Below are 25,577 nucleotides of genomic sequence, written 5' to 3'. Positions count from 1 at the left end.
TACGGGGAGAGGGTCGGGGTGAGGGGCTGCCTCAGCAATTGCGTTGCGAGTTGTACTCGCGGAGATTCCCCCTCACCCCGAATTTGCTCTCGCAAATTCCGGCCTCTCCCGCACGCGGGGAGAGGCGAAGACCGCCTTAGGTAAACAACGTCGGCTGCTGCCGGGCCGCACGCTCCTGTGCTTCGACCACGGCGACCGCGGTCATGTTCAGGATGCCGCGCGCGGTCACCGAGGGGGTGAGGATATGCGCGGTCCGCGCCGGGCCGATCAGGATCGGGCCGACAGGCAGCGCATCGGCCAGCGACTTGATCATCTGATAGGCGACGTTGGCAGTATCCAGGTTCGGCATGATCATGATGTTGGCCTCGCCCTCCAGCTTGGAGTGCGGCAGCACCATTTTTCGGGCGGCGGCGGAAAGCGCGGTGTCGCCCTGCATCTCGCCGTCGGCCTCGATCTCGGGATGCTTGTCCTTCAAGAGCTGGGTCGCCCGGCGCATCTTGCGCGAGGAATCGGTATCGTAGCTGCCGAAATCCGAGTGCGAGACGAAAGCGATCTTGGGCTTGATGTTGAAGCGTTGGACGTGGACCGCGGCGAGCGAGGCGATCTCGGCAAGTTCTTCCGCGCTCGGATTGGGCCTGACTTGCGTGTCGGCAATGAAGAACGCGCCCTTGCTGGTGATCAGCAGCGCCAGCGCCGCATAGTCGCTGATGCCGGGCGAGAAGCCGACGATCTCGCGGACATGACGCAGATGGCTCATATAGCGGCCTTCGACGCCGCAGAGCATCGCATCCGCCTCCCCGCGCGTCACCGCGAGCGCGGCGATGACGGTGTTGTTGGTGCGTACCACTGTGCGTGCCGCATCCGGCGTCACGCCGCGGCGACCGGCGACCTCGACATAGGACTGCACGTAGGAGCGGTAGCGCGGATCGTCCTCGGGATTGACGAGATCGAAATCCCTGCCCGCCTTGATCGACAGGCCGAACCGCTCGATGCGCGCCTCGACCACTGAGGGGCGGCCGACCAGGATCGGCGTCGCCAGCTTCTCCTCCAGCACCACCTGCGTGGCGCGGAGCACGCGCTCGTCCTCGCCTTCGGCGTAGATCACGCGCACCGGCTGGGTCTTGGCCTTGGCGAACATCGGCTTCATGACGAGGCCGGAACGGAAGGCGAAGCGCTCGAGCAGCGCGGTGTATTCGTCGAAATTGGTGATGGGGCGCGTCGCGACGCCCGATTCCATCGCCGCCTTGGCCACAGCCGGCGCGATGCGCAGAATGAGCCTGGGATCAAACGGACTCGGGATCAGCGAGCCCGGCCCGAAGCCACCCGCTTCACCGGTGTCGAGGCTGCCCTGGGAGACCGCGTCCGACGGCGCCTCGCGCGCGAGCTGCGCGATGGCCTCGACGGCGGCGTGCTTCATCTCCTCGTTGATCGCGCTGGCGCCGACATCGAGCGCGCCGCGGAAGATGAAGGGGAAGCAGAGGACGTTGTTGACTTGGTTCGGATAGTCCGAGCGCCCGGTGCAGATCATGGCGTCCGGACGCACTTTACGCGCTTCTTCCGGCATGATCTCAGGCGTCGGGTTGGCCAGCGCCATGATCAGGGGCTTGTCGCCCATTGCCTTGGCCATCTCGGGCTTGAGCACGCCAGGGGCCGAAAGCCCGATGAAGATGTCGGCGCCGCCGATGACGTCACCCAGCGTGCGCTTGTCGGTCTTCTGCGCGTAGACCGCCTTCCAGCGGTCCATCGAGGTGTTGCGGCCCTCATGCACGAGGCCGTCGATGTCGCAGACCCAGATGTTCTTGCGCTGCGCGCCCATCGACACCAGCAGGTTGAGCGTGGCGATCGCAGCGGCCCCCGCCCCCGACGCGACGATCTTGACGTCCGACAGCTTCTTGCCGTTCAGCCTCAGTCCATTGGTGATCGCGGCGGCAACGATGATCGCGGTGCCGTGCTGATCGTCATGGAAGACCGGGATCTTCATGCGCTCCTTCAGTCGCGCCTCGATCTCGAAGCATTCCGGACCACGGATGTCTTCCAGGTTGATGCCGCCGAAGGTCGGCTCGAGCGCGGCCACCGTCTCGACCACGCGGTCGATGGTGTCGGCGGCGATCTCGATGTCGAACACGTCGATGCCGGCGAACTTCTTGAACAGGACCGCCTTGCCTTCCATCACCGGCTTGGACGCCAGCGGACCGATATTGCCGAGGCCGAGCACCGCGGTGCCGTTCGAGACCACGGCGACCAGATTGGCGCGGGTGGTCAGGGTCGCGGCTTCCGCCGGGTTCTTGGCGATCTCGGTGCAGGCGGCGGCAACGCCCGGAGAATAGGCAAGCGCGAGGTCGCGCTGGTTCGCAAGCGGCTTGCTTGCCTGGATCTCGAGCTTTCCGGGGCGCGGCAGACGGTGATAGGCCAGAGCCGCCTGGTGGAGATCATCAGAATAGGACGACATGCGGTCTCTCGCCTCGCGTTACCGGCCTCAAAATGCATCATCCGGAGCTGCCATCCAAGCGGACGCTATTTCCGGGTCGTGGAAACGGGATGAAGCACGGCCACAGGCCCGGTGGCAACATCCGATTGCGCCCCCATCAACAGGGCCCTCCGTCAAATATTTGAAAGCGCTAGCTTTCCCTGGACCTAGCGACATTTCCCGAATATGCCGCTTGCGCAGCGCACAACGAGCAACCGGAGCTGGGAATGAAGCGCATCCTGATCGGCCTGATCGCGGCAGCCGTGCTCGCCGCGGGCGGATGGTTCGGCTTCAACCTCTATGCCCAGCACCGCGTGATGGCCGAGGTCGAGGCGGCGTTCGAGCATATCCGCAGCCAAGGCGGCAAGGCGAGCCACGGCAAGGTCGCCTTCGAGCTGTCGAGCCGGACGCTGACGATCGAGAATATCGACGTCGAGCCGGGACGGGCTCCCCTGGCTGCCATCAAGGCTGCGAGCTTCAAGGCTGTCGGCCTGCGCCAAGTCAACGAGACCCGCATTGCGGCTGACAATGTCGAGATATCAGGCGCTGAGTTGGCGCTCGACGGCGCCGCAGGTCCGGCGAGCATGAAGCTGACCTACAAGATCCCCCAGATCACCTTGGCCAACTATTCCGGGCCCGCAAACATGCAAGGCGCGCCGGCCTCGGATTCCCTGCTCGACGCCTATCGTTTCGGGCTCGAGCAATTTGCGAGAATGACAGCCAGTTCGCTCAACGTCCCAACGATCAGCGCCGCAATGAGTGGGATCACCGGAGGAGGATCGGGTGAGATTACCTATTCGGGGCTGACGTTCCGCAACATCACCAGCGGCAAGATCGATACAATAAGGGTGGATCGCGCCGACGTTGCCATCAATGTGCAACAGCCGCGCCCGGATAAAATCACCTCGGGGTTCTCCGACGCGACGATCGAAGATTTCGACGCGAACGTCGTGATCGCCGCGCTCAGTCCGAACAAGCCAAACGACGATAGCTATCATCGGGTCTACAGGCAGATATCAACTGCGTATGCGATGACTTCGACATCAGGCATCGGAGCGAAAATCGGCCGCATCCTGGTCGAGGACATCGCCTACCAGCCGTCGAAGTTTCGTCCTGGAGAACTGCTGGCTGTTCTGTCGAAGGATCCGTCTGCAGCCCAAAACCCGGCCCAGATGCGCGAATTGATGGAGAAGGTCGCAAACCTCTATGAGGGCGCGCGGGTCGGCAAGGTGACACTCGCCGATTTGTCGATGGAAACGCCGCAGGGGACCGGCAAGTTCAACGCCATCAGATATTCTGAAGGCGAGTTCGCGGTCGAAGGTCTCGATGCCCCGACCCCGCAGGGCCAGTTCAAGATGGAGCGGTTCGCGCTGAAGTCCTTCAGCGTGCCGAACCTGATGCGCTGGGCCGCCAGCCTCACCACGTCAGGGCGAGCCCCCTCGCCGGATCAGATGCTCGGCCTGTTCGGCGTACTCGCCGGCGCGGAGATCAAGGGCGTGGTTGCACCCTTCAAGAATACCAAGAAGCAGGTCATCGTCGACACCGTGAGCCTGGACTGGGGGCAACTGATCGGCTCGATCCCGAGCAAGGCGCACGTGGTCGCGAAACTTGTCACGCCCACCGATCCATCCGATCCGAAGCAGCTTCCGTTGCTCGCCGCCGGCATCGACAGACTGGCGATCGACCTCGATCTCGGCGCGGCCTGGACCGAACAGGCCAGCAGCTTTGCTCTGACGCCGGCGACCCTCGACATCGGAGGCATCGCAAGAGCGCAATTGCACGTCGCGCTCGGCAACGTGCCGCGCGAGGTGTTCTCATCGGATCCCGCGCAGTTCATGGGCCACGCGGCCCGGGTTGAGGCCGGCGCGCTCGAATTCTCTCTGCGCGACAATGGCGGCGTCGAGGCCGCAGCAACGCAATACGCACGCTCCCAAAATGTCAGCCGCGACGCCGCTCGCCAGGCGTTTGCCGACAGCGTCAGGGCGCACCGGGAGGAAATCGCCGCGGCCAATCCAGAGGCGGGCGCGGCCGTGGATGCCATCGCGAGCTTTGTCGAGACGCCGGGCCAGACGCTCGTCATCAAGCTCACGCCCCGCGCCAAGGTGCCGCTGATGCAGATGATGCAGCTGTTGCAAACCGATCCGGGAAGCGCGCTGGCGCAGTTCAGGATCGAGGCATCGACGGGGCTGTAGGAGGGAAACACAACTCTCTCCCCGTCATTGCGATGTGGAGGTAGCCTCCTCCGCATCCGCCTTTAGCGAATGCGGAGAGAGGCAAAGACCCTCACTTCTGCGGCAGGTTCACCCGCACATGCAGCTCGCGGAGCTGCTTGGTGGTGGCTTCCGACGGCGCGCCCATCAGGAGGTCGGCGTATTGCTGGTTCATCGGGAACAGCGATATCTCGCGCAAATTGTTGGTGCCGCACAGCAACATGACAATGCGCTCGAGGCCGGCGGCCATGCCGCCATGCGGCGGCGCGCCGTACTGGAACGCGCGATACATGCCGCCGAAGCGGTCGACCACTTCCTGCTCGCCATAGCCGGCGATCTCGAATGCCTTCACCATCGCCTCGGGCACATGGTTGCGGATGCCGCCCGACGCCATCTCGTAACCGTTGCAAGCGATGTCGTACTGGAACGCCTTAATGGTCAGCGGATCCTGCGACTTAAGCGCGTCGAGGCCGCCCTGCGGCATCGAGAACGGGTTGTGCGAGAAGTCGACCTTCTTGTTCTCCTCGTCATACTCATACATCGGGAAGTCGACGATCCAGGCGAACGCGAATTGATCCTTGTCGATCAGGTTCAATTCCTCGCCGACCTTTGTGCGCGCCATGCCAGCGAACTTCCAGAATTTTTCCGGATCTCCGGCCACGAAGAACGCGGCATCGCCCTCCTTGAGATGGAGCTGTTCGCGGATCGCGGCCGTGCGGTCCGGGCCAATATTGTTGGCGAGGGGACCGGCACCCTCGCCGCCCTCGCGCCACATGATGTAGCCGAGGCCGGGCTGACCTTCGCCCTGCGCCCACGAGTTCATGCGGTCGCAGAAGGCACGGCTACCGCCGCCCTTGCCCGGGATTGCCCAGACCTGGTTCTTCGGGTCCTCGAGCATGCGCGCGAACACCTTGAAGCCGGAGCCGCGGAAGTGCTCGGAGACGTCCTGCATCTCGATCGGGTTGCGCAGGTCCGGCTTGTCGGTGCCGTATTTGCGCAGCGCCTCGGCAAACGGAATCCGAGGCCAGTTTCTCGTGACACGTTTGCCGTTGGCGAACTCCTCGAACACGCCGGTGATGACCGGCTCCATCGCGGCAAACACGTCGTCCTGCGTGACGAAGCTCATCTCGACGTCGAGTTGGTAGAACTCCGGCAGACGGTCAGCGCGCGGGTCCTCGTCGCGAAAGCACGGCGCGATCTGGAAGTAGCGATCGAAGCCCGACATCATCAGCAACTGCTTGTACTGCTGCGGCGCCTGCGGCAGCGCATAGAACTTGCCGGGATGGATGCGCGACGGCACGACGAAGTCACGCGCGCCTTCCGGCGAGGAGGCCGTCAGGATCGGGGTCTGGAATTCGAAGAAGCCCTGCTCCTTCATTCTCTTGCGCAGAGAATCGACCACCGCGCCGCGCGTCATGATGTTCTGGTGCAGCTTCTCACGGCGCAGATCGAGGAAGCGGTACTTGAGCCGGATGTCCTCGGGGTATTCCTGGTCGCCGAACACGGGCAGCGGCAGGTCGCCGGCCGGGCCCAGCACCTCGATCTCGCTGACGTAAACTTCGACCTTGCCGGTCGGCAGTTCGTCATTGTCGGTGCCTTCGGGGCGGCGGCGGACCTTGCCGTCCATCTTGACCACGAATTCCGAACGCAGCTTTTCGGCCTGCGCGAACGCCGGCGAGTCCGGATCGACCACGCACTGGGTCAGGCCGTAATGGTCACGCAAATCGATGAACAGCACGCCGCCATGGTCGCGAACGCGATGGACCCAGCCCGAGAGGCGGATGGTCTCGCCGATGTTGCTCTCGCGGAGCGCGCCGCATGTATGTGACCGGTAGCGATGCATGGTCGTCCCAAAATCAATGTCGGAGGATACGAATCGGACGGCCGGGAACGGCCGGTCCGACGTTGCGGCAGGGTTTACCCGACGAGGCCCGAAGCAGCAACCAAGGGAACGGCCTGATTTGGGCTGGAAGTGCCCATTTTTGCCCAATCCGGGCCGGTCCCTTTGCCATCGGGCGTTCCCCGCCTATCTTGACGGTATGACCGTCCATTTCCCCTTCCAGAACTCGTATTCGGCCCTGCCGGACAGCTTCTTCGCCCGCGTCGCGCCGACCCCCGTGGCTGCGCCCCGGCTGATCAAACTGAACCGGCCGCTGGCGGTCCAGCTTGGGCTTGATCCTGACCTCTTGGAGACCCCCGAGGGCGCCGAGATCCTGGCCGGCAAGACGGTTCCATCAGGCGCCGATCCCATCGCCATGGCCTATGCCGGCCACCAGTTCGGGCATTTCGTGCCCCAACTCGGCGACGGCCGCGCCATTCTGCTCGGCGAGGTCATCGACCGCGAGGGCATCCGCCGCGACATTCAGCTCAAGGGCTCGGGCCCCACCCCGTTCTCCCGCCGCGGAGACGGCCGGGCCGCACTCGGGCCGGTGCTGCGCGAATACATCGTCAGCGAAGCCATGTATGCGCTGGGCATCCCGACCACGCGCTCGCTCGCTGCCGTCATCACCGGCGAGCACGTCATCCGGGAGACCGTGCTGCCGGGCGCCGTGCTGACGCGCGTTGCCTCGAGCCACATCCGCGTCGGCACCTTCCAGTTCTTCGCCGTTCGCCGCGACACCGACGCAATCCGGCGGCTCGCCGATCACGTCATCACCAGACACTATCCCGACCTGCTCCACGCCGAGCGCCCCTATCACGCCCTGCTTGGCGCCGTCGTCGCACGCCAGGCCGAGCTCATCGCGCGCTGGCTGTTGGTCGGCTTCATCCATGGCGTGATGAACACCGACAACTCTTCCATCTCGGGCGAGACCATCGACTATGGCCCCTGCGCCTTCATGGATGCCTACAACCCCGCGCAAGTGTTCTCCTCGATCGACGAGATGGGCCGCTACGCCTATGCCAACCAGCCGCGCATCGGCCTGTGGAATCTGACGCGGCTCGCCGAATGCCTGCTGCCGCTGTTCTCCGATGATCAGGAGAAGGCGGTCGCGGAAGCCCAGGACATTCTCGGCGCCTTCTCCGAAACGTTCAGCGCCGCCTATCAGGCCGGCCTGCGCAAGAAGGTCGGCCTGATCACGGAGCGCGATGGCGACGAGGCCCTGATCCAGGACCTGCTCGACGCCATGGCCAAGAACCAGGCCGACTTTACCCTCACCTTCCGCAAGCTCGGCGACGCCGCCGTTGACGACAGCGCGGACGTGCGCGCGCAGTTCATCGAGCCCGCAGCCTTCGACGAATGGGCCGAACGCTGGCGCGCGCGCATCGCGCTGGAGCCGCAGACTGCGACTGAGCGGCAAACCGCGATGCAGGCCGTCAATCCACTCTTCATCCCGCGCAACCACCGCGTCGAGGCCGTGATCCAGGCCGCTGTCAACAACGACGACTACGCGCCGTTCGAAGAGCTGGTGAAGGTGCTGGCAAAACCGTTCGAGGACCAGCCGGACTACGCCGCCTACGCCGATCCGCCCCTGCCGGACCAGCGCGTGCTGCAGACGTTCTGCGGGACCTAGCGACAAACTCGGCTTCTTAGGGTGGATTAGCCGAAGGCGTAATCCACCGGCGGAAAGCAAAGAGGTGGATTACGCTTCGCTAATCCACCCTACGCACCCGCGTTCTACGGATTTTCCGATGCTGCCATCATGCCGCTGTTTTGCCCGACGTGTCAAAGGATATTGAAAGACGCGTAAGCCGTCGTCGCGGCAACCACCGGCTACTGTGCATGGGGTTGTTTTCAAGATTCTTGAGGTCGGGCGGCTACCGCAGCGCGAGACGACCGGGTTGACCGCATCTGCCGTTCTGCCCAACAATTTGCCGCGTCGGCAACCACTGTCATCAAACTGAAACACTGGCACTTTAACCGGCTGGCGGGCCGTCTTGCCGGAGGCGACCGTCCTCCCAGAGACCTGACGCGCGCGCATGCCATTCAAATTCATCCACCTCACCGACACGCATCTCGCGAACCCCGGGCTGAAGCTCTATGGGCTTGATCCGCGCGCCCGGCTGGATGCTGCGATCGCCGACATCAACAAGCACCAGTCCGATGCCGCCTTCGCGGTCGTGACCGGCGACCTCACCCATTGGGGTGAGCCTGACTCCTACGCCAATTTCGCTGAAGCGATGGCTGCGCTGAAGATGCCGTACATCGCCATGGTCGGCAATCACGACAAGCGCGTGGCCTGCCTCGACGGCCTGAAGGCCGCGCCGCGCGATCCCAACGGTTTTGTGCAGGGCACCCGCACCACCGAGCACGGCCTGTTCGTCTTTCTCGACACGCTGGATGAGACCAGCCATGCCGGCGAGATGTGCGCGAGGCGCTTCGACTGGCTGGCCAAGACGCTGGCGGCCGCGCCCGCCGACCAGCCCTTCGTCGTGTTCATGCATCATCCGCCCTTCCCGGTCGGCGTGCACGCAATGGACGAGATCGCGCTGAAGCAAAGCGCTGAATTCGCCGAGGTGATCGCGCCCTATCGCGCGCGCATCCGCCACCTCTTCTTCGGCCATGTGCACCGGCCGATCTTCGGCAGCTACGGCAAGATCCCGTTCTCGACGCTGCGCGGCACCAACCATCAGGTCTGGTTCGAGCTCGATGCCAATGCCAAAGACCATCTGGCGAGCCACGAGCCGCCGGCCTATGGCGTCGTGCTGATCGACCAGGACAACCTTGTCGTGCACAGCCACGACTTCCTCGACACCAGTCTGCGTTTCCCCTTCGACCCGCCTGCGGGCGTGGACGGCCGCGACTATGCGCTCAATTTCCCGGCGCGGTGATATGAGCCTCGCAGAACCCGCGGCTCTCCCGGTCGCGGCCTCCGTGCCGCCGCGCCTGACTATCGTCGCGCGGTTCGCCACCCGCTTCAAAACCTCGCTGCCGGCCTATCTGCTGCTGCTGCCCTCGCTGGTCTTCCTCGCGCTGTTTACTTACGGCGCGATGGGCCGCGTGATCATCGATGCCCTCTACCAGCGCGCCACGCCGAAGGCGCCGCTTCGCTTCGTCGGACTGGACAATATCGCTGCTGTGCTGGCCGACCCCGCCTTCACCGGCGCGGTCGTCAACAACCTCATCTACGCGATCGGCACCGCCGTCCCGAGCATCGGCCTCGCGCTGCTTTTCGCGCTGGCGCTGGCGCGCACCAATGCGGTCACCAGCGCGCTGCGCGCCGCGCTGTTCCTGCCGGTGCTGATCCCGATGGTGGCGGCGTCAGCGCTATTCCTGTTCATCTTCCTGCCCAATGTCGGCCTGCTCGATTACTACATCGGCCGGCTGTTGCCGGTGCTGCCGAACTGGCTTGGCGACCCTGACATCGCGCTCTACGCGATCATGATCATCACGATCTGGAAGAACGCAGGCTATTACATGCTGTTCTTCCTTGCCGGCCTCCAGGCCGTGCCCGAGGACGTCATGGAAGCCGCACATCTCGATGGCGCCGGTCCCTTCATGCGGCTGCGCTACATCATCCTGCCGGAGCTCAAGCCCACCTTCCTGTTCGTCATCGTGATCGCGACGCTGAACGCGGTGACGCAGGTCGACCACGTCTTCGTCATGACTAAGGGCGGACCATCGAACGCGACCAATCTCGTGCTGTTCTACATCTACCAGCAGGCGGTCGAGCATTACGACATCGGCATGGCTTCGGCGGCAACGCTGCTAACGCTCGCCGCCCTGATGGCGCTCACCGCGCTCTCGTTCCGCACCATGGCTAAGCGCGAGGGCGGGCCATGAAGCTGATCGACGTCATCTACAAGGACGCGCCGCTCGCAACCCGTAACGAGATCACGCCAAAACTCGGTTTCCTGCTGACGGTCCTGCTTGCGCTCGCCTGGCTGATCCCGTTCCTGTGGATGGCGGTTGCGACGCTGCGTCCGTCCTCAGACGGCATCAATCTGATGGCCGAGCTGATCCCAAGCCTCAAACCGACGCTCGACAATATCAAGGATGCCTGGGAGATCGGCGACTTCCCGCGCTACTTCCTCAACACCACGATCATCTGCACCGGCATCCTCTTGGTGCAGTTCTTCACGATCACGCTGGCGGGCTTTGCGTTTGCGCGGCTCGACTTCGCAGGCAAGACGCCCATCTTCTACCTGTTCCTGATGCAGCTGATGCTGGTGCCGGTGCTGCTGATCGTGCCGAATTTGCGGCTCGTTGCCCAGCTCGGCCTCTACGACACGCTCGCCGGCGTCATGATGCCGTTCTTCGCCTCCGCCTTCGGCACCTTCCTGATGCGACAGGCGTTCGAGGCCATCCCGACCGAGCTGGAAGACGCGGCGCTGATCGACGGCGCCAGCCTGATCCAGCGCATCCGCCACATCTACGTTCCGCTGTCGATCCCGAGCTTCTCGGCGTTTGCGATCATCTCGGTGACCAGCCACTGGAACGACTTCCTGTGGCCGCTGATGGTGATCAACTCGCCGGACAAGCGACCGCTCACCGTTGGCCTGTCCGTCTTCACCGCGACCGCGGAAGGCACGCAGGCCTGGGGCACCATCGCCGCCGGCACGCTGATGGTGATCGCGCCTTTGCTCATCACCTTCCTGGTCTTCCAGAAGCGTTTCATCAGCTCTTTCGTCACCTCAGGCATCAAATAGGAGATTTTCCGATGCTGTTCTCCCGCAGGCTCATGCTCGGCCTTGCAATGGCAGGCTCTTTGGCAGGCGCCCTCGCCGTCCCGGCGATCGCCGGTGAAGCTCCGACCGAGATCGATCTGTTCTTCCCCGTCCCCGTCGATGGCAAGCTCGCCCGCGACATGGGCACCCTGATCAAGGAGTTCAACGACGGTCACCCCGACATCAAGGCGACCGCCGTCTACACCGGCTCCTATGACGACACGCTGATCAAGACGCGCGCCTCGATCAAGGCCGGCAAGCCGCCGGCCGCCGTGATCATGTCGGCGAACTTCCTGCTCGACATGCAGATCGAGAGCGAGCTGACCAATCTTGATCCGTTGATCAAGGCGGACGGCACCACCAAAGAGCAATTTCTCGGCCAGTTTTTCCCGGCGCTCAGCGGCAATGCGGTGATCGATCGCTCGGTCTATGGCGTCCCCTTCCAGAATTCGACGCCACTGCTCTACATCAACGCCGACAAGGCCAAGGAAGCCGGCCTGGACGCGAGCAAGCCGCCGCAGACTTGGGCCGAGCTCACCGACTGGGCCAAGAAGCTCACCAAGCGCGAGGGCGACAAGGTGACCCAATGGGGCATCGCGATCCCCTGCGCCTATGACTATTGCGGCTGGATGATGGAAACGCTCACCATGACCAATGGCGGGCGCTACTACAACGAGGAGTTCGGCGGCGAGGTCTATTACGACACGCCCTCGATGCTGGGCGCACTGACCTGGTGGAACGACCTCGTGAGCAAGCACAAGGTCCACCCGCCCGGCGCCACGCCCGGCCCTGCCGTCAGCACCTCCTTCATCTCGGGCAACGCCGCGATGATGATGCTATCGACGGGCTCGCTCACTTACGTGCGCGAGAACGCCAAGTTCAACTACAAGGTCGCCTTCATCCCGCGCAACGTCCGCAACGCCGTGCCGATCGGCGGCGCCTCGCTGATCATTCCGGCGGGCGTCGAAGCCGACAAGCAGAAGGCCGCCTGGACGCTGATCAAGTGGATGACCTCGCCCGAAAAGAGCGCCTGGTGGAGCCGCGCCACGGGTTACTTCGCCCCCAACATGGCCGCCTACAAGACGCCCGACATGATCGACTTCCTCAACAAGAATCCGGACGCCAAGACCGCCGTCGAGCAGCTCGACGTCGCCAAGCCGTGGTTTGCGACCTACAAGACAGTGCCGGTCCGCAAGAACCTCGAAGACGAGGTGATGCTGGTCCTCAACGGCAAGAAGCAGCCGAAGGAAGCCCTCGTCGCCGCTCAGAAGGCCGCCGACGAGACGCTGCAACCGTACAACGCGGAGACCTCGCTGAAGCTGCCGTAAGGCCGACTGCTCATCGCACGAACAATCTTCGGCGCTCCGTCATGCGGGGCGCCGAATGCGTTTTGGACGGGTTCCTGTTGTTAACCCCTCGTCCACCATCCTGCCCGGCCTGCCCGCGGTAACCATTGGAATTAACAGACCCTCAACGCAGCCACGACAAATCTACCGATGTTTCTGGAGATTTCCGCCGTGGATATATTGGTTTTCGAGTTCCTGGGATTGGCGCTGATTGGCATGTGCCTGGTGGTCGTGGCCCTGCCCTGCGCCCGCAAATCCTCGCACCGGATCCGCTACGAATAGGAATTTTACCCGCTCCAGGCGATTCTGGCCCCAATGCAAGGCTCGAATTCGCTTAGAGCCCCTTGACATCACAGCGCTTTCGGCAGAACGGCTGATACCAAGTGTCATGGGCCGTTCATGGATTTGATTACCACCACCGCTGACCTCGCGGCTGCCTGCAGCCGGCTGGCCAAGCACCCCGTTATTACCGTCGATACCGAGTTCCTGCGCGAGACCACCTATTACCCGCTGCTATGCGTGGTGCAGATGGCCAGCCCCGAGGAAGCGATCGTCATCGACACCCTGGCCGAGGGCATCGACCTCAAGCCGTTCTTCGAGCTGATGGCCAACGAGGCCGTGCTGAAGGTCTTCCACGCCGCGCGGCAGGACATCGAGATCATCTGGCACCAGGCCAACATCATCCCGCATCCGGTGTTCGACACCCAGGTCGCGGCCATGGTGCTCGGCTATGGCGACAGCATCGCCTATGACGCCCTGGTCGAGAAGGTCACCGGCCACCGCCCGGACAAGACGCATCGCTTCACCGACTGGTCGCGCCGCCCGCTGACCAAGGAGCAGATGCATTACGCCGTCTCGGACGTCACGCACCTGCGCGACGTGTTCGCAGCGCTCGACGCCGACCTCAAGAAGCGCCACCGCAGCGAGTGGGTCTCCATCGAGATGGAGGTTCTGACCTCGCCCAAGACCTACGACTTCCATCCCGAGCGGGCCTGGGAACGGCTGAAGACCCGGGTGCGCAAGCCGAAGGACCTCGCGGTGCTGATGGAAGTCGCCGCCTGGCGCGAGCAGGAAGCCCAAAGCCGCGACGTGCCGCGCGGCCGCGTGCTGCGCGATGAGGCCGTCAGTGACATCGCGACCCACGCCCCGAACACGATCGAGAAGCTCGCCCATCTGCGCTCGGTGCCGAAGGGGTTTGAGAAATCCAAATGGGGCGCGGACATCGTCGCCGCTGTCGAGCGCGGGCTTGCGCGGGATTTCTCGACGCTGCCGAAGCTGGAGAAACCGCGCAACAATAACAATGGCGCCGCGACCGTCGAGCTGCTGAAGGTGCTGTTACGCATGACGGCCGAGCGCCATGCAGTCGCGAGCAAGGTGATCGCGACCGTCGACGATCTCGAAGAGATCGCCGCCGACGACGAGGCCGACGTGCCGGCGTTGCGCGGCTGGCGCCGCGAGCTGTTCGGCGAAGCCGCGCTGAAGCTCAAGCGCGGGGAACTGGCGCTCGCGATCGAGAAGGGCCGCGTGATCGGGGTTCAGCGGGCCGAGCCGCCAACCGTCAACGCGAAATAACTGCTAGACCGTCATCCTGAGGTGCGAGCGGCGCGATGCAAAGCATCGCGCGGGGAGCCTCGAAGGATGCACGCCTCGCTGCCGCAGTCGGGCCGTCGCCCTTCGAGGCTCGCCAAAGAGGCGAGCACCTCAGGGTGACGGGGTTAGACCGAGCTAACCTACGAAGCGAGAGATCTTACGCCGGCGTCAGCTTCGCCACTTCCGGCTTCATGTCATCCAGCACGCCCGTGATCGTCGCCACGAGCTCATCGATCTGGGCCTTGGTGGTGATCAGCGGCGGGCAGATGGCGATGGCGTCGAGCATGTTGCGCGCGATCACGCCGCGCTCCTGCAGCATGCGGCTCGCCATGCCGCCGACGGCGCCGGGCGTCGCGGCTGCGGTCTTGCGGCCCTTGTCGAGCACGAGCTCGAGCGCTGCGATCATGCCGAGGGCCTCGCCAACCAGCGGATGGCTGGTCAGCCCGCGCAACTTGCCTTGCATGTAACCGCCGAGCTCGGCGGCATGCGCAACCAGGCCGCGCTCCTCGATGATCTTGAGATTTTCCAGCGCAATCGCCGAGCCGACCGGATGGCCGCCGGCGGTGAAGCCATGGCCGAGCACGCCGATCTTGTTGCTCTCATCCGCGATCGGCTCGAACATGCGGTCGTTCATGATGATCGCCGACAGCGGGAAATAGCTCGACGTGATCTGCTTGGAGACCACGATGGCATCGGGCTTGATGCCGTAGGTCTCGCAGCCGAACATCTTGCCGGTGCGGCCGAAGCCGCAGATCACCTCATCGGCGACCAGCAGAATATCGTACTTCTTCAGGACCGCCTGGATCTTGTCCCAATAGGTTGCCGGCGGCACGATGACGCCGCCCGCCCCCATCACAGGCTCGCCGAAGAAGGCCGCAATCGTGTCGGGCCCTTCCTTCTGGATCAGCGCATCGAGCTCCTCGGCCCGGCGTGTCGCGAACGCCTCCTCGCTCTCGCCTGCAACACCGTCCTTGTAGAAATGCGGCGAGCCCGTGTGCAGGATGTTCGGCAGCGGCAAGTCGAACGAGCGGTGGTTGTTGGGCAGGCCCGTGAGACTTGCCGACGCGATGGTGACGCCGTGATACGCGCGCATCCGGCTGATGATCTTCTTTTTGTGCGGCAGGCCCAGCGAGTTCGAGCGATAGGCGATCAGCTTGAGGACAGTGTCGTTCGCCTCCGAGCCGGAATTGGTGAAGAACACCTTGCTCATCGGCACAGGCGCGAGCGCGACCAGCTTCTCGGCGAGGTCGATCGAGGGGCCGTGCGATTTGGCCGAGAAGGTGTGATAGAATGGCAGCGCCTGCATCTGCTTGTGCGCGGCTTCCACGAGCCGCTTCTCGTTGAAGCCGAGCCCCACGCTCCACAGGCCCGCCATCGCCTCGAAATAGCGCTTGCCCGACGCGTCGAACACGTAGGGCCCCTCGCCGCGCTCGATCACCAGGGGGCCGGCCTGCTGATGGGCGCGCGCGTTGGTGTAGGCATGGAGCTGGTAGGCCACATCGCGGGCTTCTTGCGAATTGGGCAGCATCGTCATCGCGGGATTCCCTAACTGGTGCGTCATCGGACGTCATGACGCAGCCTCCATCCGAAGACGAGGCTTGTCCAAACAAAACGTCGATACCTTGGCTATTGCGGAGCGCAGCAACTTGCAACGCCATTTCGTTGACGGCAGCTGCACATGAGCGTTGCAGGAAAGCAGCGCTGGCGCTTCGACATCTGGCCGCCTCGCGGCGGCTAATTCCGCCGGGCCAGCATGAAGGCGGCGACCGCGGCCACCAGCGCGGGGACCGCCGCCGCGGCAAACAGCGACTGCGCCCCCATGTCGCGGGCCAGCATCGCCCCGCCGACGAGCGGCCCCACGATCGAGCCGATGCGACCGATGCCGAGCGCCCATCCCACACCGGTGGACCTGATCGCTGTCGGATAAAAAGTCGCCGTCAACGCGTTCGAGGCGATCTGCCCCCCGACAATGCAGAATCCGGACGCAAAGATCGCGATTGTGACCAGGACGATCGAATGGCTGGCGAGGCCAATGGCTGCGACCGCACCTGCGGCGACGAGATAGGTCAGCGACAGCGCACGAAACGAGAAGCGGTCGATGAAATGGCCGAGCGTGAAGGTACCGGCGACGCCGCCGACCTGGAGCATGGCGCCGATTGCGGCGGCGGCCGACACCGAGACGCCGAGATCGTTCAACACGGTGGGAAGCCAGTTCGACAGCAGATAGAGGTCGAGCAGGCTCATGAAGAACACGATCCAGAGCAGCAGAGTTACCGATCCGCGCCCCTCCGCAAACAGATGCGCGACGGGCAGGCCCGACAATTTCGGCTCGTGCACGACGAATTTCACCTCGCCGGCGAAGGACGTGTTCGGGGCCATCCGTTTCAGGAGATCGGCCACCTCGTGGTCGCGGCCGCCGATCATCGCCAGGAACCGGATCGATTCCGGCAGCGCCTTGAATAGAAGCGGCAGGAGCAGCAGCGGCACGAGGCCGCCGACCAGAAACACCGAGCGCCAGCCGAAGGTCGGGATGAGCGCGGCGGCGAGCAGCCCGCCCAGGGCCGCACCGATCGAAAAGCCCGCAAACATGATCATCACAAGGGTGGCGCGGCGGCGATGTGGGCTGAATTCGGAGGTCAGCGCGACCGCGTTCGGCATCGCACCGCCCAAACCGAGCCCGGTGAGCACACGTAAAGCGATCAACCAATTCGCATCGATCGCGAACACGGTGAGCAGGGTCCCAACGCCGAACACCAGCGTGCTCGCGAGGATGATGCGGCGACGGCCGATCCTGTCGGCCATCGGACCGAAGATCAGCGCGCCGATCATGAGACCGAAAAGTCCGGCGCTAAACACCGGTCCGAGGCTGCTGCGCGCGAGCTTCCATTCCTGCGCTACGGCAGGCGCGACATAGCCGATAGCCTGGGTGTCGAAGCCGTCGATGAACAGCACGGCGGCACACACCAGCAGCACCCGCATCTGAAAGGCCCCGACCGGCTGCCGGTCGACAAAGGCGGGAACGTCGACCGTATCGGATACGACCTCGCCCATTGCTACGGCGGCCATTTCGGCGTCCTCCCGGGTCATCCATGCACTATTTTTCTTTCCTTAATCTCTTATAATGAGATTATTGGAAGCGCAAGCAGCGAAGATTTTGCTGTTTTGCAACCTCTCCAAAAGCTGATGACACCGCCAAACGCGAAGCTGGATCGAACCGAAATTGGTCAAGGCAAACAGTCAGGATCGGGTCCTCGCCCTGCTCGATCTCTTCACCGAGGCACGTCCGCAATGGTCCCCCGAGGAACTCATGAAGGAGCTCGGCTACACCAGGCCGACGCTATATCGCTATCTGAAGAGCCTGAAGGACAGCGGCTTCGTCATGCCGACCCGCGGCGGGCGGTTCGCGCTCGGCCCGCGCGTGGTCGAGATGGATTATCTCAGCCGCCGCTCCGACCCGCTGATTGCAACCGCCACGCCGCACCTCGAGCGCCTTTCGGCGGCGTATCCCTGCACAGCGCTCATCGTGCGCTGGTATGGCGATAAAATGCTGTGCGTAGCCTCGATCGCATCCGCTGTTGCACCCGCGAGCAGCTATCCGCGCGGCAGACCGATGGCGATGGGGCGCGGCGCGATCGCACGCTCCATCATGGCCTTCCTGCCCAAACAGCGCGTCATGCCGCTGGTCACGCGTTACGCTGACGATCTGCGCAGCGTCGGCGTCGGCGCTACGCCCGACGAGGTCCTCGCCGCATTGAAACGCGTGCGCCGCGCGGGCGTTGCCGTCGCGTTCGGCGAAGTGACGGCCGGCGCGGTCGGGATTGCCGCGCCGATCCTCGATGCAGGCTATCCGATCGCAAGCCTCTGCATCACGATCGCCGGGCAACATGCCAATGGCGAGCTGATCGACCGCATCAGTTCGGAGGTCCGCGAAGCGGCCCAGAGGATCTCAGCCGCGACTGAAGGCGACTCACTATAATCTCATTATTTGAGATTTGACTTGACGAAATATCGGTGACGCCTCATCAGAACAAACGGTCGCGCCAGACGCGACGATACGCACAGGGAAACGACGTGAGACAGGCTCAGGCGAGCAACGACGCGCCGGTCGTGATCGTCGGCGGCGGACCGGTCGGAATGGGTCTGGCGATCGGACTCGGCCAGCGCGGCATCAAATCCATCGTGGTCGAGCGCTACGAGCAGCCGCAGCCTATCCCGAAGGGACAGAACCTCACGCAGCGGACGATGGAGCATTTCCATTTCTGGGGCGCGGAGGCGGCGCTGCGGGCGGCACGCACCATTCCACCCGATTATGGCATCGGCGGAATGACCAGCCACGGCACGCTGCTCAGCGGCAGCAATTACAACTGGCTCCAGCGCGAACTGGTTCGGCCTTTTTACTTCACCGACAATGAGCGCCTGCCCCAATACGCAACCGAGGCGGTGCTGCGGCAACGAGCAGCGCAGCTTCCCGCCATCGATCTGCGCTATGGCTGGACCTGTCAAGACGTGCGGCCTGAAGCTGACGGCGTCGTCATCGAGATCGTCAACCGCGATGGAATGAAGCAGAGCCTGCGCGCCGATTACGTCGTCGGCTGCGACGGCAGCCGGTCGATCGTGCGCGAGCACGCGGGTATCACCCAGACCCGCTCCGACCACGATCGCCTGATGGTGCTTTTGGTGTTTCGTTCCACCGAATTGCACCGCTTGCTCAGCAGATATCCGGGCAAGTCCTTCTACAACGTGTTGCATCCGGACCTCGAAGGTTACTGGAAGTTCTTCGGCCGGGTCGATCTCGGCACCACCTGGTTCTTCCACGCCCCCGTCCCCACTGACACGACGCGCGACAATTTCGATTTCCGGCGGCTGCTTCACGAGGCTGCAGGCGCGGAATTCGACGTCGAATTCGAGCACGTCGGATTCTGGGATCTTCGTTTCACGCTCGCCGACAGCTACCGCGTTGGCCGCATCTTCGTCGCCGGAGACGCCGCGCATAGTCATCCGCCCTACGGAGGCTATGGCATCAACAGCGGGTTCGAGGATGCCGTCAATCTGGCGTGGAAGCTTGCTGCAACGTTGCATGGCTGGGCACCCCCTGGTCTGCTCGACAGCTACGACGCGGAGCGCCGCCCGGTCTTTGCGTCCACCGCGCGCGACTTCATCGAGGCATCGATCTTCCGCGACAGGGATTTTCTTCGGCAGCATGATCCGGCGCGGGATCGGGCGGATTTCGAGGCTGCCTGGCACGCACGGCATTCCGGCGCGCGCGCGGAGGTCAACGCTTTCGAGCCGAATTACGAGGGATCGCCGATCGTATTCGGCCCAGCCGGCGGCATCAGCAGTGCGATCGGCTCGCACGCCTATGCGGCGCGCGCCGGCCATCATCTGGCGCCGCAACCTCTGTCGTCAGGCAAGAATGTCTTCGAGGAACTCGGCGACGGCTTCACGTTGATCGATATGACCAACGGCGCCGCGGGAGCCGCATTCGAGCGGGCCGCTGCAGGGCTTGGCATCCCGCTGAAGCTGATCAGGGATACCGCCTCAGACGGCCGCGAGAAATATGAGGCGCGACTAATCCTGGTCCGGCCCGATCAGTTTGTTGCTTACGCGAGCAACGACGACGGCGTGGACGCATCTCGGATCCTGATGCGCGCTGTCGGCCAATCCTGACGAGATCGTTTCGGCTGTTGGCACCCAAACATCAGGCCGCGCCGTCGTCGTCATCGCCGGCAGCGTCGATCGCTTCCCTCACCTCGACGAGTGCCATCGACAACAAATACACCGTCGTGGGCAAACCGATCCGGCGCGCCGCCTCGATGGCATGCGACAGGTCGCTCGCCAGTTCCTTGAGCTCGTGTCCCCGTGACAATGTCCCGCCTATCGATCCGTCGATCGCGTCCGTCTAGACCGCGACGGCGCCGCTGGTTCTGATCAGTTCGGCGCTGGACTGGACCGTAGCAAAATTGCCGATGACATTCATCACCGACTGCTTGTAGTCGGCCGCTTCGCCCGTGGCCGGCTGCCGGCAGGCCACGGCATCGCCGACCACCCGGTAGCGGTGGCTGCGATGAAACCCTTCGACCGCAGTGGCGAGGATGGTCTCGTCGAGGGAAAAGCCGATCACCACGCAGCGCACGTTATTGAGGCTGGACATGTGGTCGGCAAACCGGGAGGAGCTGTAAGCCGATGGCAACGCGTGCTCGAACGTCATCTCGCCCGGCCGGGGCTTGGCCTCCGCAATCCAATCGGTCAGCCTGCGTGACGGATCGAACCACGCCGCCCCCGCAACCCGTTTCAGATGCATCACCGGCCAGAGGTTGCTCCGCCACAACGCCAGCAGTTCCAGGCAGCGCATGATTGCGGCGTCGCCATCGAGAATGACGTGGCGACGCCCCGGGATCAGATATTCCATCTGGAGATCCGCGCAGACCAGGACCAGCGGATCGTCATGAGAGACCGGCATTGACTTGCGCAGAGCTGCACCCGTTTCAGCGGTCGGCGACCGCGAGGTCTCGCAACGGCGAGCTCACCGCCCGCCCCGCCGAGGCGTCCAGCACGCCAGGACGATCCCAGTCGCCCTCGGGACGGATGATGACGTAGGGATCGCTGTCCAGCGTGATGGCGTCCGGCCCCGGCTCAATTTCCAGCAGCATCTCCGTGTAGGAGAAATCCGAGAACGTGATCTTCCTGTTGTGGCCGAGCGGCTTCGCGCCGAAATGAGCCCAGAAGTCCACCAGACGGTCCTGCGCCTGGCCGTAGATCTTGCGGAACCCCTTGCGCTTCACGAAGTCGATGCTCGCCTGGACCAACTTGAACGAGAGGCGCGAGCGCCGATACTGGTGGCGCACCGCGAGCCGTTCCACCTTGGCGAAATCGCCGAAGAAACGCACCCGCAAACAGCCCGCCGGCTCGTTGCCGATGTAGCCGATGAAATGCGCGGCAACCATGTCATTGCCGTCGAATTCCTCGTCGAACGGGCAATCCTGCTCGGCGAGATAGACCGCTGAGCGAATGGCCGTGACCAGCATGAGGTCACTCGGATCGCGCGCGAGGCGGATGGTGATGGCGCGGGAGTCGGGCTTTGCGAGAGGAATCCTAGTGCCGTGCATCTGCGAAACTCCTTGTTTGGATGATCGCGCCAGGCATACGCATCGGCTGCCGATGCCACGGTCGCTCGTAACACCAGAGGTCGGGCTGAAAGCTGGAGATCGGCTCGAAACCCGTCGCCTTCATGATTTCGCGTCCGGCCACGGTTGACGGCTGTGCATAGCAGTCCGCGCCGCGAAACCTTATTTGCCGAAGATGAGCCGCAGCTTTGCCAAGTCCGGCGATGCCGCGGCCGGTTGCGGCAATCGCCCAGATGTAGATCGCAGAAACTTCGTCATCCGCCGCGGCGAGATGGTGCGTGTCGGGCGCGGTCAGGCAGATATCGTCGAGCAGCAACGCATCGTGCCCGCGCTCATTGAGAAACAGGAAGGCCATGCCGCCGAGCAGCGTGCCGTTCCGGCTGAAGGTCAGGATGCTCTGGGGATCGAAAGCGAAATATCTTGCAAGCTCCTTCGCCCCGATCTGCACGCCCGGCACCAGCCGGTGCGCCATATCCGAAAGCGCGTCGATTTCCCCGAATTGCGCGCAACGGACGTCCACGTCGGGGCTCAGCGGCAAGGCATCGAAATCATGCCTTGCGGCAAACGAGCCCCTTTCCATACTCATGTCGTCCCTCTATCGTTCAGGGGTTTTGTACACCGCTACGAGCAGAAGCTTAGCGGCTGGAGATCCGGAGTATGCAGCAAGTATTGCACCGGGGTGCTGCATTGATGCAGCACCATGAAGAAGCGCTAAATGCGTCCTGGGACGATTTGAAGCTGTTTTTAGCTTGCGCAAAATTTAAAAGTTTCCGAAACGCTGCGGAGGAACTCGGGCTCACCTCCACCACATTGATGCGCAGGATCGACCGGCTCGAAGAGCGCATCGGCTGCAAGCTTTTCCTGCGCGACCAGAGCGGGCTCACGCTCAGCGACGAAGGCACCGCGATGATCGCCGACGTCGCGCATATGGAGCGTCACGCCTTCAACGTCTTCCGCCGCGCCTCGCGCTCATCCAGCGATATGTCGGGCACCGTGCGCGTTGCGGTGACGGAAGGGCCAGGCAATTTCTGGGTCCTGCCGCGGCTGATCGATTTCCAGAAGACCTATCGCAAGATCACCGTCGATCTGCGTTGCGCGATGGAGCAGGCCGACGTCGCGCGACTGGAGTCGGACATCGCGATCCAGTTCGAGCCACCAACCAATCCCGATCTCATCGTCGCCAAGCTCGGCCGGTTGCACATCTACCCCTTCGTCTCCAGGGAATATGCGAACCTCTACGGCCTCCCCGCGACGCTTGCCGAATTGCCGAACCATCGCATCGTCAAGCAAAACGCGCCCCAGGTCGACGACGGCGCCTATGCGCGCGTCCTGGGGCTCAAATCGCTCGAGGGTATCGTCGGGATCAAGACCAACTCGTCCGTCGGCGTGCTCTATGCAGTCGAGCGCGGCGCCGGCATCGGCTTCCTGCCGACGGTGTCGATCGCGCTCGGTGTTCCGCTGGTCGCCGTCGACCTCGGTGTCAGCCACCACGCCGATCTCTGGCTCACCTATCACAAGGAGTTCCGCGCCTCCGAGCGGCACAAGATCGTAGTCGACTGGCTGAAGAAGATCTTCGATCCCAAAACCCATCCCTGCTTCCGCGACGAGTTCATTCATCCGAACGCGTTGGTGCCGATGATGACGGCGGCCCGAGAAGGCTTTGGATTGTCCGGATATGTTGCGGCGACGCCGATCTGAGTGGGATCGAGCAGTCTCTTCACCAGCGATATTCGAAGCCGAGCGTGCCCTGGTGCGATGTCAGCTCGTTGCGGAACTTGCCGTCGTAATTGACATATAGCCGCGCGGTGTTGGTCAGGCTCAGCGACGCCGAGGCGCCGGCGTCCATGCCGTACCGACTCTCGCCGATGCCGGGGACGACGATGTTCTGGGTGCCGAGGCTCACCTGCACCGAGCCGAGGTCCTGGTAGAAATTGTCGACGAACTTGCCGTAGGCCGAGAGGTCCAGGATCTTGCGGTCGAAGATGAAGTAACGCCCGACCTCGGCGCCGATCATGACGCGCGCGCGAGAGATCGCGCTCGAGCCGACGTTGAGTGGATCAAGCCCCCCGGCCTCCTGGAATGCCGCGCTGGTGGCGCGCACATATTCGAGTGCGCCCTTCGGCACGATGCGCATCTGATCCTGGGTCCAGTAATAGTTGATCTCGGTGAGCGCACCGTCGACTGTGGCGTGATAGCCCGCGACCGCAAGGCCGAAGCCGGTATCGCGGCCGGTACGCACCTTGCCGAAACCGTGCACCAAGGCGAAGGCCCAGGTCCAAGGTCCTTTGTCGATAGAACCGTTGAAGCCGATCTGCGTCAGGTCGAGCGTCGCCGACTGAAGCGCGAGCGGCACGTCGATGTCGGTGTGGCTCTGGTCGACGGAGAAGCCCAGATTGACGCCCGGCGCGACCCGCGCACCGAAGCCGGCGACGCCGCCGAACGTCGTGCGCTTGTCACCGACGAAATCGCCCTGTGGGTCGGTGCGGACCGAAATGCCGTACCCCTCATACCAGGTGCGGTAGCGCGGATCCTCTGCACTTTCCGACGCACCGCCGCCGCCGGGATTGGAGCGCGAGGTCCGGTTGATGCCGCTTGAAGCCTGGCCGCCCAGCCGCTCCAGAAAATTCGAACCCAGATTGAGCGCGCTGTTGCCCGCCGACTGGTTGGCGTTGGCCGACGTCGCGCCCGGGGTCGGCGAAGGTGACGGCGACGGTGTCGGGGTGGGCGTCGGCGTTGGTGTGGGTGTCGGAGACGAAGTCGGCGTCGGGGTCTGCGCGAAGGCCGCCATCGCCGGTAACATCGCAACAAACACGAGTGTCATGGCAATCGCCGTCACGATCCGGCGGATACGGTCCAGCCCGATCGTCTGCCGTATCCCGGTGGGCTGCCGCGTGCAGCACATGACGACTAAATCCCGAAGCAAAATGGCGGCCCGCAAAAATACAACACCCGAGACGCGCAGGTGCGACGATTTGTGCTGAACTGCCATTGGGGGTCAACCGGTCCGCGTGCTGTCGCCCGGGTGATTGCCTCCGATTGTGGTTCCGCGGCCACAGGTCACAAATTGCAGCGGGACGTCTCCGGCGCGGTCTTGAAGTTTGCACCCAGCTTGCTAGCGCCCGGTTTTCGTGTTGGAATATCGTACACAATCGGAATTGGCCGCTCGGCTGTGCGTTTCGCGACAGGCTCAAGACTCGAACAGACTTCCGGAAGCCCGTTTGTGACGTGGCACGCGAAAAAGCGGCCGCGTCTTTTTAGTATCTAGCGGAGGAGACTAACGATGCCACAAAAGGGCACCGTCAAATGGTTCAACCCAACCAAGGGCTACGGGTTCATCAAGCCGAACGGCGGCGACAAAGATGTGTTCGTCCACATCTCGGCCGTGGAGCGCGCCGGACTCTCGACCCTAAATGAGAACCAAGTGGTTGAGTACGACCTTGTGGAAAACCGCGGCAAGGCATCCGCGGAGAACCTCAAGGTCTCCTGACTTCTCTCAAAGCCAAGCACGAGAGATCATGACGATGCCCCCGGCTCTGCCGGGGGATTTGTTTGGAGCGACGAAACGCGCGTGCGCTTCAGTTCGCCACCGGCGCGATCAGAAAATTCTCTGACGCCGCGGTCCCGGCCGTCTTGCAGACATCGCCCTCGATCTCGACCTTGCCGGTCGCGAGCAGGCTCAGCGCCGCTGGATAGATGCGGTGCTCGACTTCGAGGATGCGCTCCGACAGCGTCTCGGCCGTGTCGTGGTCGCTGACCGGCACCGCACCCTGCATCACGATTGGACCGGCATCGGTCTCCGGGATCACAAAATGCACTGTCGCGCCAGACAGTTTGACGCCGGCGCGCAGGGCTTGGCCATGCGGGTCGAGGCCGGGGAAGGACGGCAACAGCGAGGGATGGATGTTGAGCATCCGCCCGTACCAGGCCCTGGCGAACTCGGCCGTGAACAGGCGCATGAAACCGCCGAGACAAATCAGCTCGATGCCGTGCGCATCGAGCGCGGCTTGCAGCACTTTCTCGAACCCGGCGCGATCCTTGCCGAACGGCTTGCTCTCGATCACCTCGGTTGTCACGCCGGCCGCCCTGGCTCTTTCGAGCCCGAGCGCGTCTGCCTTGTTCGAGATGACGAGCGCAATCTCTGCCGGAAAATCCGCCGCGCTGGCTGCCTTGATCAGCGCGGACATGTTGGAGCCGCGGCCGGAGATCAGGATGGCGACGCGCCGTTTCATCACAG

Annotated in this window: 21 protein-coding genes; 11 read left to right on the top strand and 10 right to left on the bottom strand. The window is 63.7% G+C overall.

Annotated elements, in window-relative coordinates; all coding sequences use genetic code 11:
• Positions 1-136: 136 nt before the first annotated feature.
• Entirely contained in the window at positions 137-2,449 is a 2,313-nt protein-coding gene (locus Q0687_RS20415; protein WP_298880408.1) for an NADP-dependent malic enzyme, read from the bottom strand.
• A gap of 245 nt (positions 2,450-2,694) precedes the next feature.
• Here Q0687_RS20415 and Q0687_RS20410 point away from each other — a divergent pair, with 245 nt between their 5' ends.
• Positions 2,695-4,659: a hypothetical protein gene (locus Q0687_RS20410; RefSeq protein ID WP_298880405.1), complete on the top strand. Its 1,965-nt coding sequence runs from the start codon at positions 2,695-2,697 to the stop codon at positions 4,657-4,659.
• Positions 4,660-4,750: 91 nt separating this feature from the next.
• Here Q0687_RS20410 and aspS read toward each other — a convergent pair whose 3' ends face one another.
• The gene (gene aspS / locus Q0687_RS20405) at positions 4,751-6,520 is read right to left on the bottom strand and encodes an aspartate--tRNA ligase (protein WP_298880403.1); all 1,770 of its coding nucleotides are present in this window, start codon (positions 6,518-6,520) and stop codon (positions 4,751-4,753) included.
• Positions 6,521-6,716: 196 nt separating this feature from the next.
• On the opposite strand from aspS, the gene Q0687_RS20400 reads away from it, so the two are divergent.
• The 6 genes from Q0687_RS20400 (at position 6,717) to rnd (ending at position 14,201) form a co-directional block, all read left to right on the top strand.
• Positions 6,717-8,189 carry a protein adenylyltransferase SelO gene (locus tag Q0687_RS20400; protein ID WP_298880401.1) on the top strand — a complete coding sequence of 491 codons (1,473 nt, stop codon included), beginning with the start codon at positions 6,717-6,719 and terminating at the stop codon, positions 8,187-8,189.
• A gap of 406 nt (positions 8,190-8,595) precedes the next feature.
• Positions 8,596-9,447: a phosphodiesterase gene (locus Q0687_RS20395; RefSeq protein ID WP_298880399.1), complete on the top strand. Its 852-nt coding sequence runs from the start codon at positions 8,596-8,598 to the stop codon at positions 9,445-9,447.
• A 1-nt stretch (position 9,448) separates the two neighbouring features.
• Positions 9,449-10,399, top strand: a complete 951-nt coding sequence (locus Q0687_RS20390; RefSeq protein WP_298880396.1) for a sugar ABC transporter permease — start codon at positions 9,449-9,451, stop codon at positions 10,397-10,399.
• Entirely contained in the window at positions 10,396-11,265 is an 870-nt protein-coding gene (locus tag Q0687_RS20385) for a carbohydrate ABC transporter permease (RefSeq protein ID WP_298880393.1), read from the top strand. The genes Q0687_RS20390 and Q0687_RS20385 overlap by 4 nt, the downstream gene beginning before the upstream one ends.
• An 11-nt stretch (positions 11,266-11,276) precedes the next feature.
• On the top strand, positions 11,277-12,611 hold the full coding sequence (locus Q0687_RS20380; protein WP_298880390.1) for an ABC transporter substrate-binding protein: 1,335 nt from the start codon (positions 11,277-11,279) through the stop codon (positions 12,609-12,611).
• A gap of 417 nt (positions 12,612-13,028) precedes the next feature.
• The gene (rnd, locus tag Q0687_RS20375; RefSeq protein WP_298880389.1) at positions 13,029-14,201 is read left to right on the top strand and encodes a ribonuclease D; all 1,173 of its coding nucleotides are present in this window, start codon (positions 13,029-13,031) and stop codon (positions 14,199-14,201) included.
• Between the two features lie 175 nt (positions 14,202-14,376).
• Here rnd and Q0687_RS20370 read toward each other — a convergent pair whose 3' ends face one another.
• Entirely contained in the window at positions 14,377-15,753 is a 1,377-nt protein-coding gene (locus Q0687_RS20370) for an aspartate aminotransferase family protein (RefSeq protein ID WP_298880386.1), read from the bottom strand.
• A 200-nt stretch (positions 15,754-15,953) separates the two neighbouring features.
• Complete coding sequence (locus tag Q0687_RS20365) at positions 15,954-17,285, bottom strand: MFS transporter (protein WP_298880383.1); 1,332 nt, start codon at positions 17,283-17,285, stop codon at positions 15,954-15,956.
• Between the two features lie 154 nt (positions 17,286-17,439).
• On the opposite strand from Q0687_RS20365, the gene Q0687_RS20360 reads away from it, so the two are divergent.
• Positions 17,440-18,195 carry an IclR family transcriptional regulator gene (locus Q0687_RS20360; protein ID WP_298880381.1) on the top strand — a complete coding sequence of 252 codons (756 nt, stop codon included), beginning with the start codon at positions 17,440-17,442 and terminating at the stop codon, positions 18,193-18,195.
• Positions 18,196-18,290: 95 nt separating this feature from the next.
• Complete coding sequence (locus Q0687_RS20355; RefSeq protein WP_298880378.1) at positions 18,291-19,886, top strand: FAD-dependent monooxygenase; 1,596 nt, start codon at positions 18,291-18,293, stop codon at positions 19,884-19,886.
• A 31-nt stretch (positions 19,887-19,917) separates the two neighbouring features.
• On the opposite strand, the gene Q0687_RS20350 is transcribed toward Q0687_RS20355, so the two are convergent.
• From Q0687_RS20350 to Q0687_RS20335, 4 genes are read right to left on the bottom strand one after another with little or no spacing between them, the layout of a single operon-like run.
• Positions 19,918-20,085 (bottom strand): hypothetical protein, encoded by a 168-nt coding sequence (locus tag Q0687_RS20350; protein ID WP_298880375.1) that lies wholly within the window; start codon positions 20,083-20,085, stop codon positions 19,918-19,920.
• 33 nt (positions 20,086-20,118) lie between these two features.
• Positions 20,119-20,679, bottom strand: coding sequence for an isochorismatase family protein (locus tag Q0687_RS20345; RefSeq protein WP_298880372.1), 561 nt, complete (start codon positions 20,677-20,679; stop codon positions 20,119-20,121).
• A gap of 25 nt (positions 20,680-20,704) precedes the next feature.
• The gene (locus Q0687_RS20340) at positions 20,705-21,325 is read right to left on the bottom strand and encodes a GNAT family N-acetyltransferase (RefSeq protein WP_298880370.1); all 621 of its coding nucleotides are present in this window, start codon (positions 21,323-21,325) and stop codon (positions 20,705-20,707) included.
• Positions 21,312-21,929 carry a hypothetical protein gene (locus Q0687_RS20335; protein WP_298880367.1) on the bottom strand — a complete coding sequence of 206 codons (618 nt, stop codon included), beginning with the start codon at positions 21,927-21,929 and terminating at the stop codon, positions 21,312-21,314. The genes Q0687_RS20340 and Q0687_RS20335 overlap by 14 nt, the downstream gene beginning before the upstream one ends.
• Before the next feature lie 71 nt (positions 21,930-22,000).
• On the opposite strand from Q0687_RS20335, the gene Q0687_RS20330 reads away from it, so the two are divergent.
• Positions 22,001-23,041 (top strand): LysR family transcriptional regulator, encoded by a 1,041-nt coding sequence (locus tag Q0687_RS20330; RefSeq protein WP_298880364.1) that lies wholly within the window; start codon positions 22,001-22,003, stop codon positions 23,039-23,041.
• 19 nt (positions 23,042-23,060) lie between these two features.
• On the opposite strand, the gene Q0687_RS20325 is transcribed toward Q0687_RS20330, so the two are convergent.
• Positions 23,061-24,245 carry an autotransporter outer membrane beta-barrel domain-containing protein gene (locus Q0687_RS20325; RefSeq protein ID WP_298880361.1) on the bottom strand — a complete coding sequence of 395 codons (1,185 nt, stop codon included), beginning with the start codon at positions 24,243-24,245 and terminating at the stop codon, positions 23,061-23,063.
• Between the two features lie 378 nt (positions 24,246-24,623).
• On the opposite strand from Q0687_RS20325, the gene Q0687_RS20320 reads away from it, so the two are divergent.
• Positions 24,624-24,830, top strand: a complete 207-nt coding sequence (locus Q0687_RS20320) for a cold-shock protein (RefSeq protein ID WP_018645416.1) — start codon at positions 24,624-24,626, stop codon at positions 24,828-24,830.
• A gap of 88 nt (positions 24,831-24,918) precedes the next feature.
• Here Q0687_RS20320 and purN read toward each other — a convergent pair whose 3' ends face one another.
• Complete coding sequence (gene purN, locus Q0687_RS20315) at positions 24,919-25,572, bottom strand: phosphoribosylglycinamide formyltransferase (RefSeq protein WP_298880352.1); 654 nt, start codon at positions 25,570-25,572, stop codon at positions 24,919-24,921.
• Positions 25,573-25,577 lie beyond the last annotated feature (5 nt).

This window comes from uncultured Bradyrhizobium sp. (genome assembly GCF_936928535.1).
GTDB lineage: Bacteria > Pseudomonadota > Alphaproteobacteria > Rhizobiales > Xanthobacteraceae > Bradyrhizobium.
The sequence above is the reverse complement of the archived record's forward strand: the minus strand, read 5'-3'. Positions and strand labels throughout refer to the sequence as shown.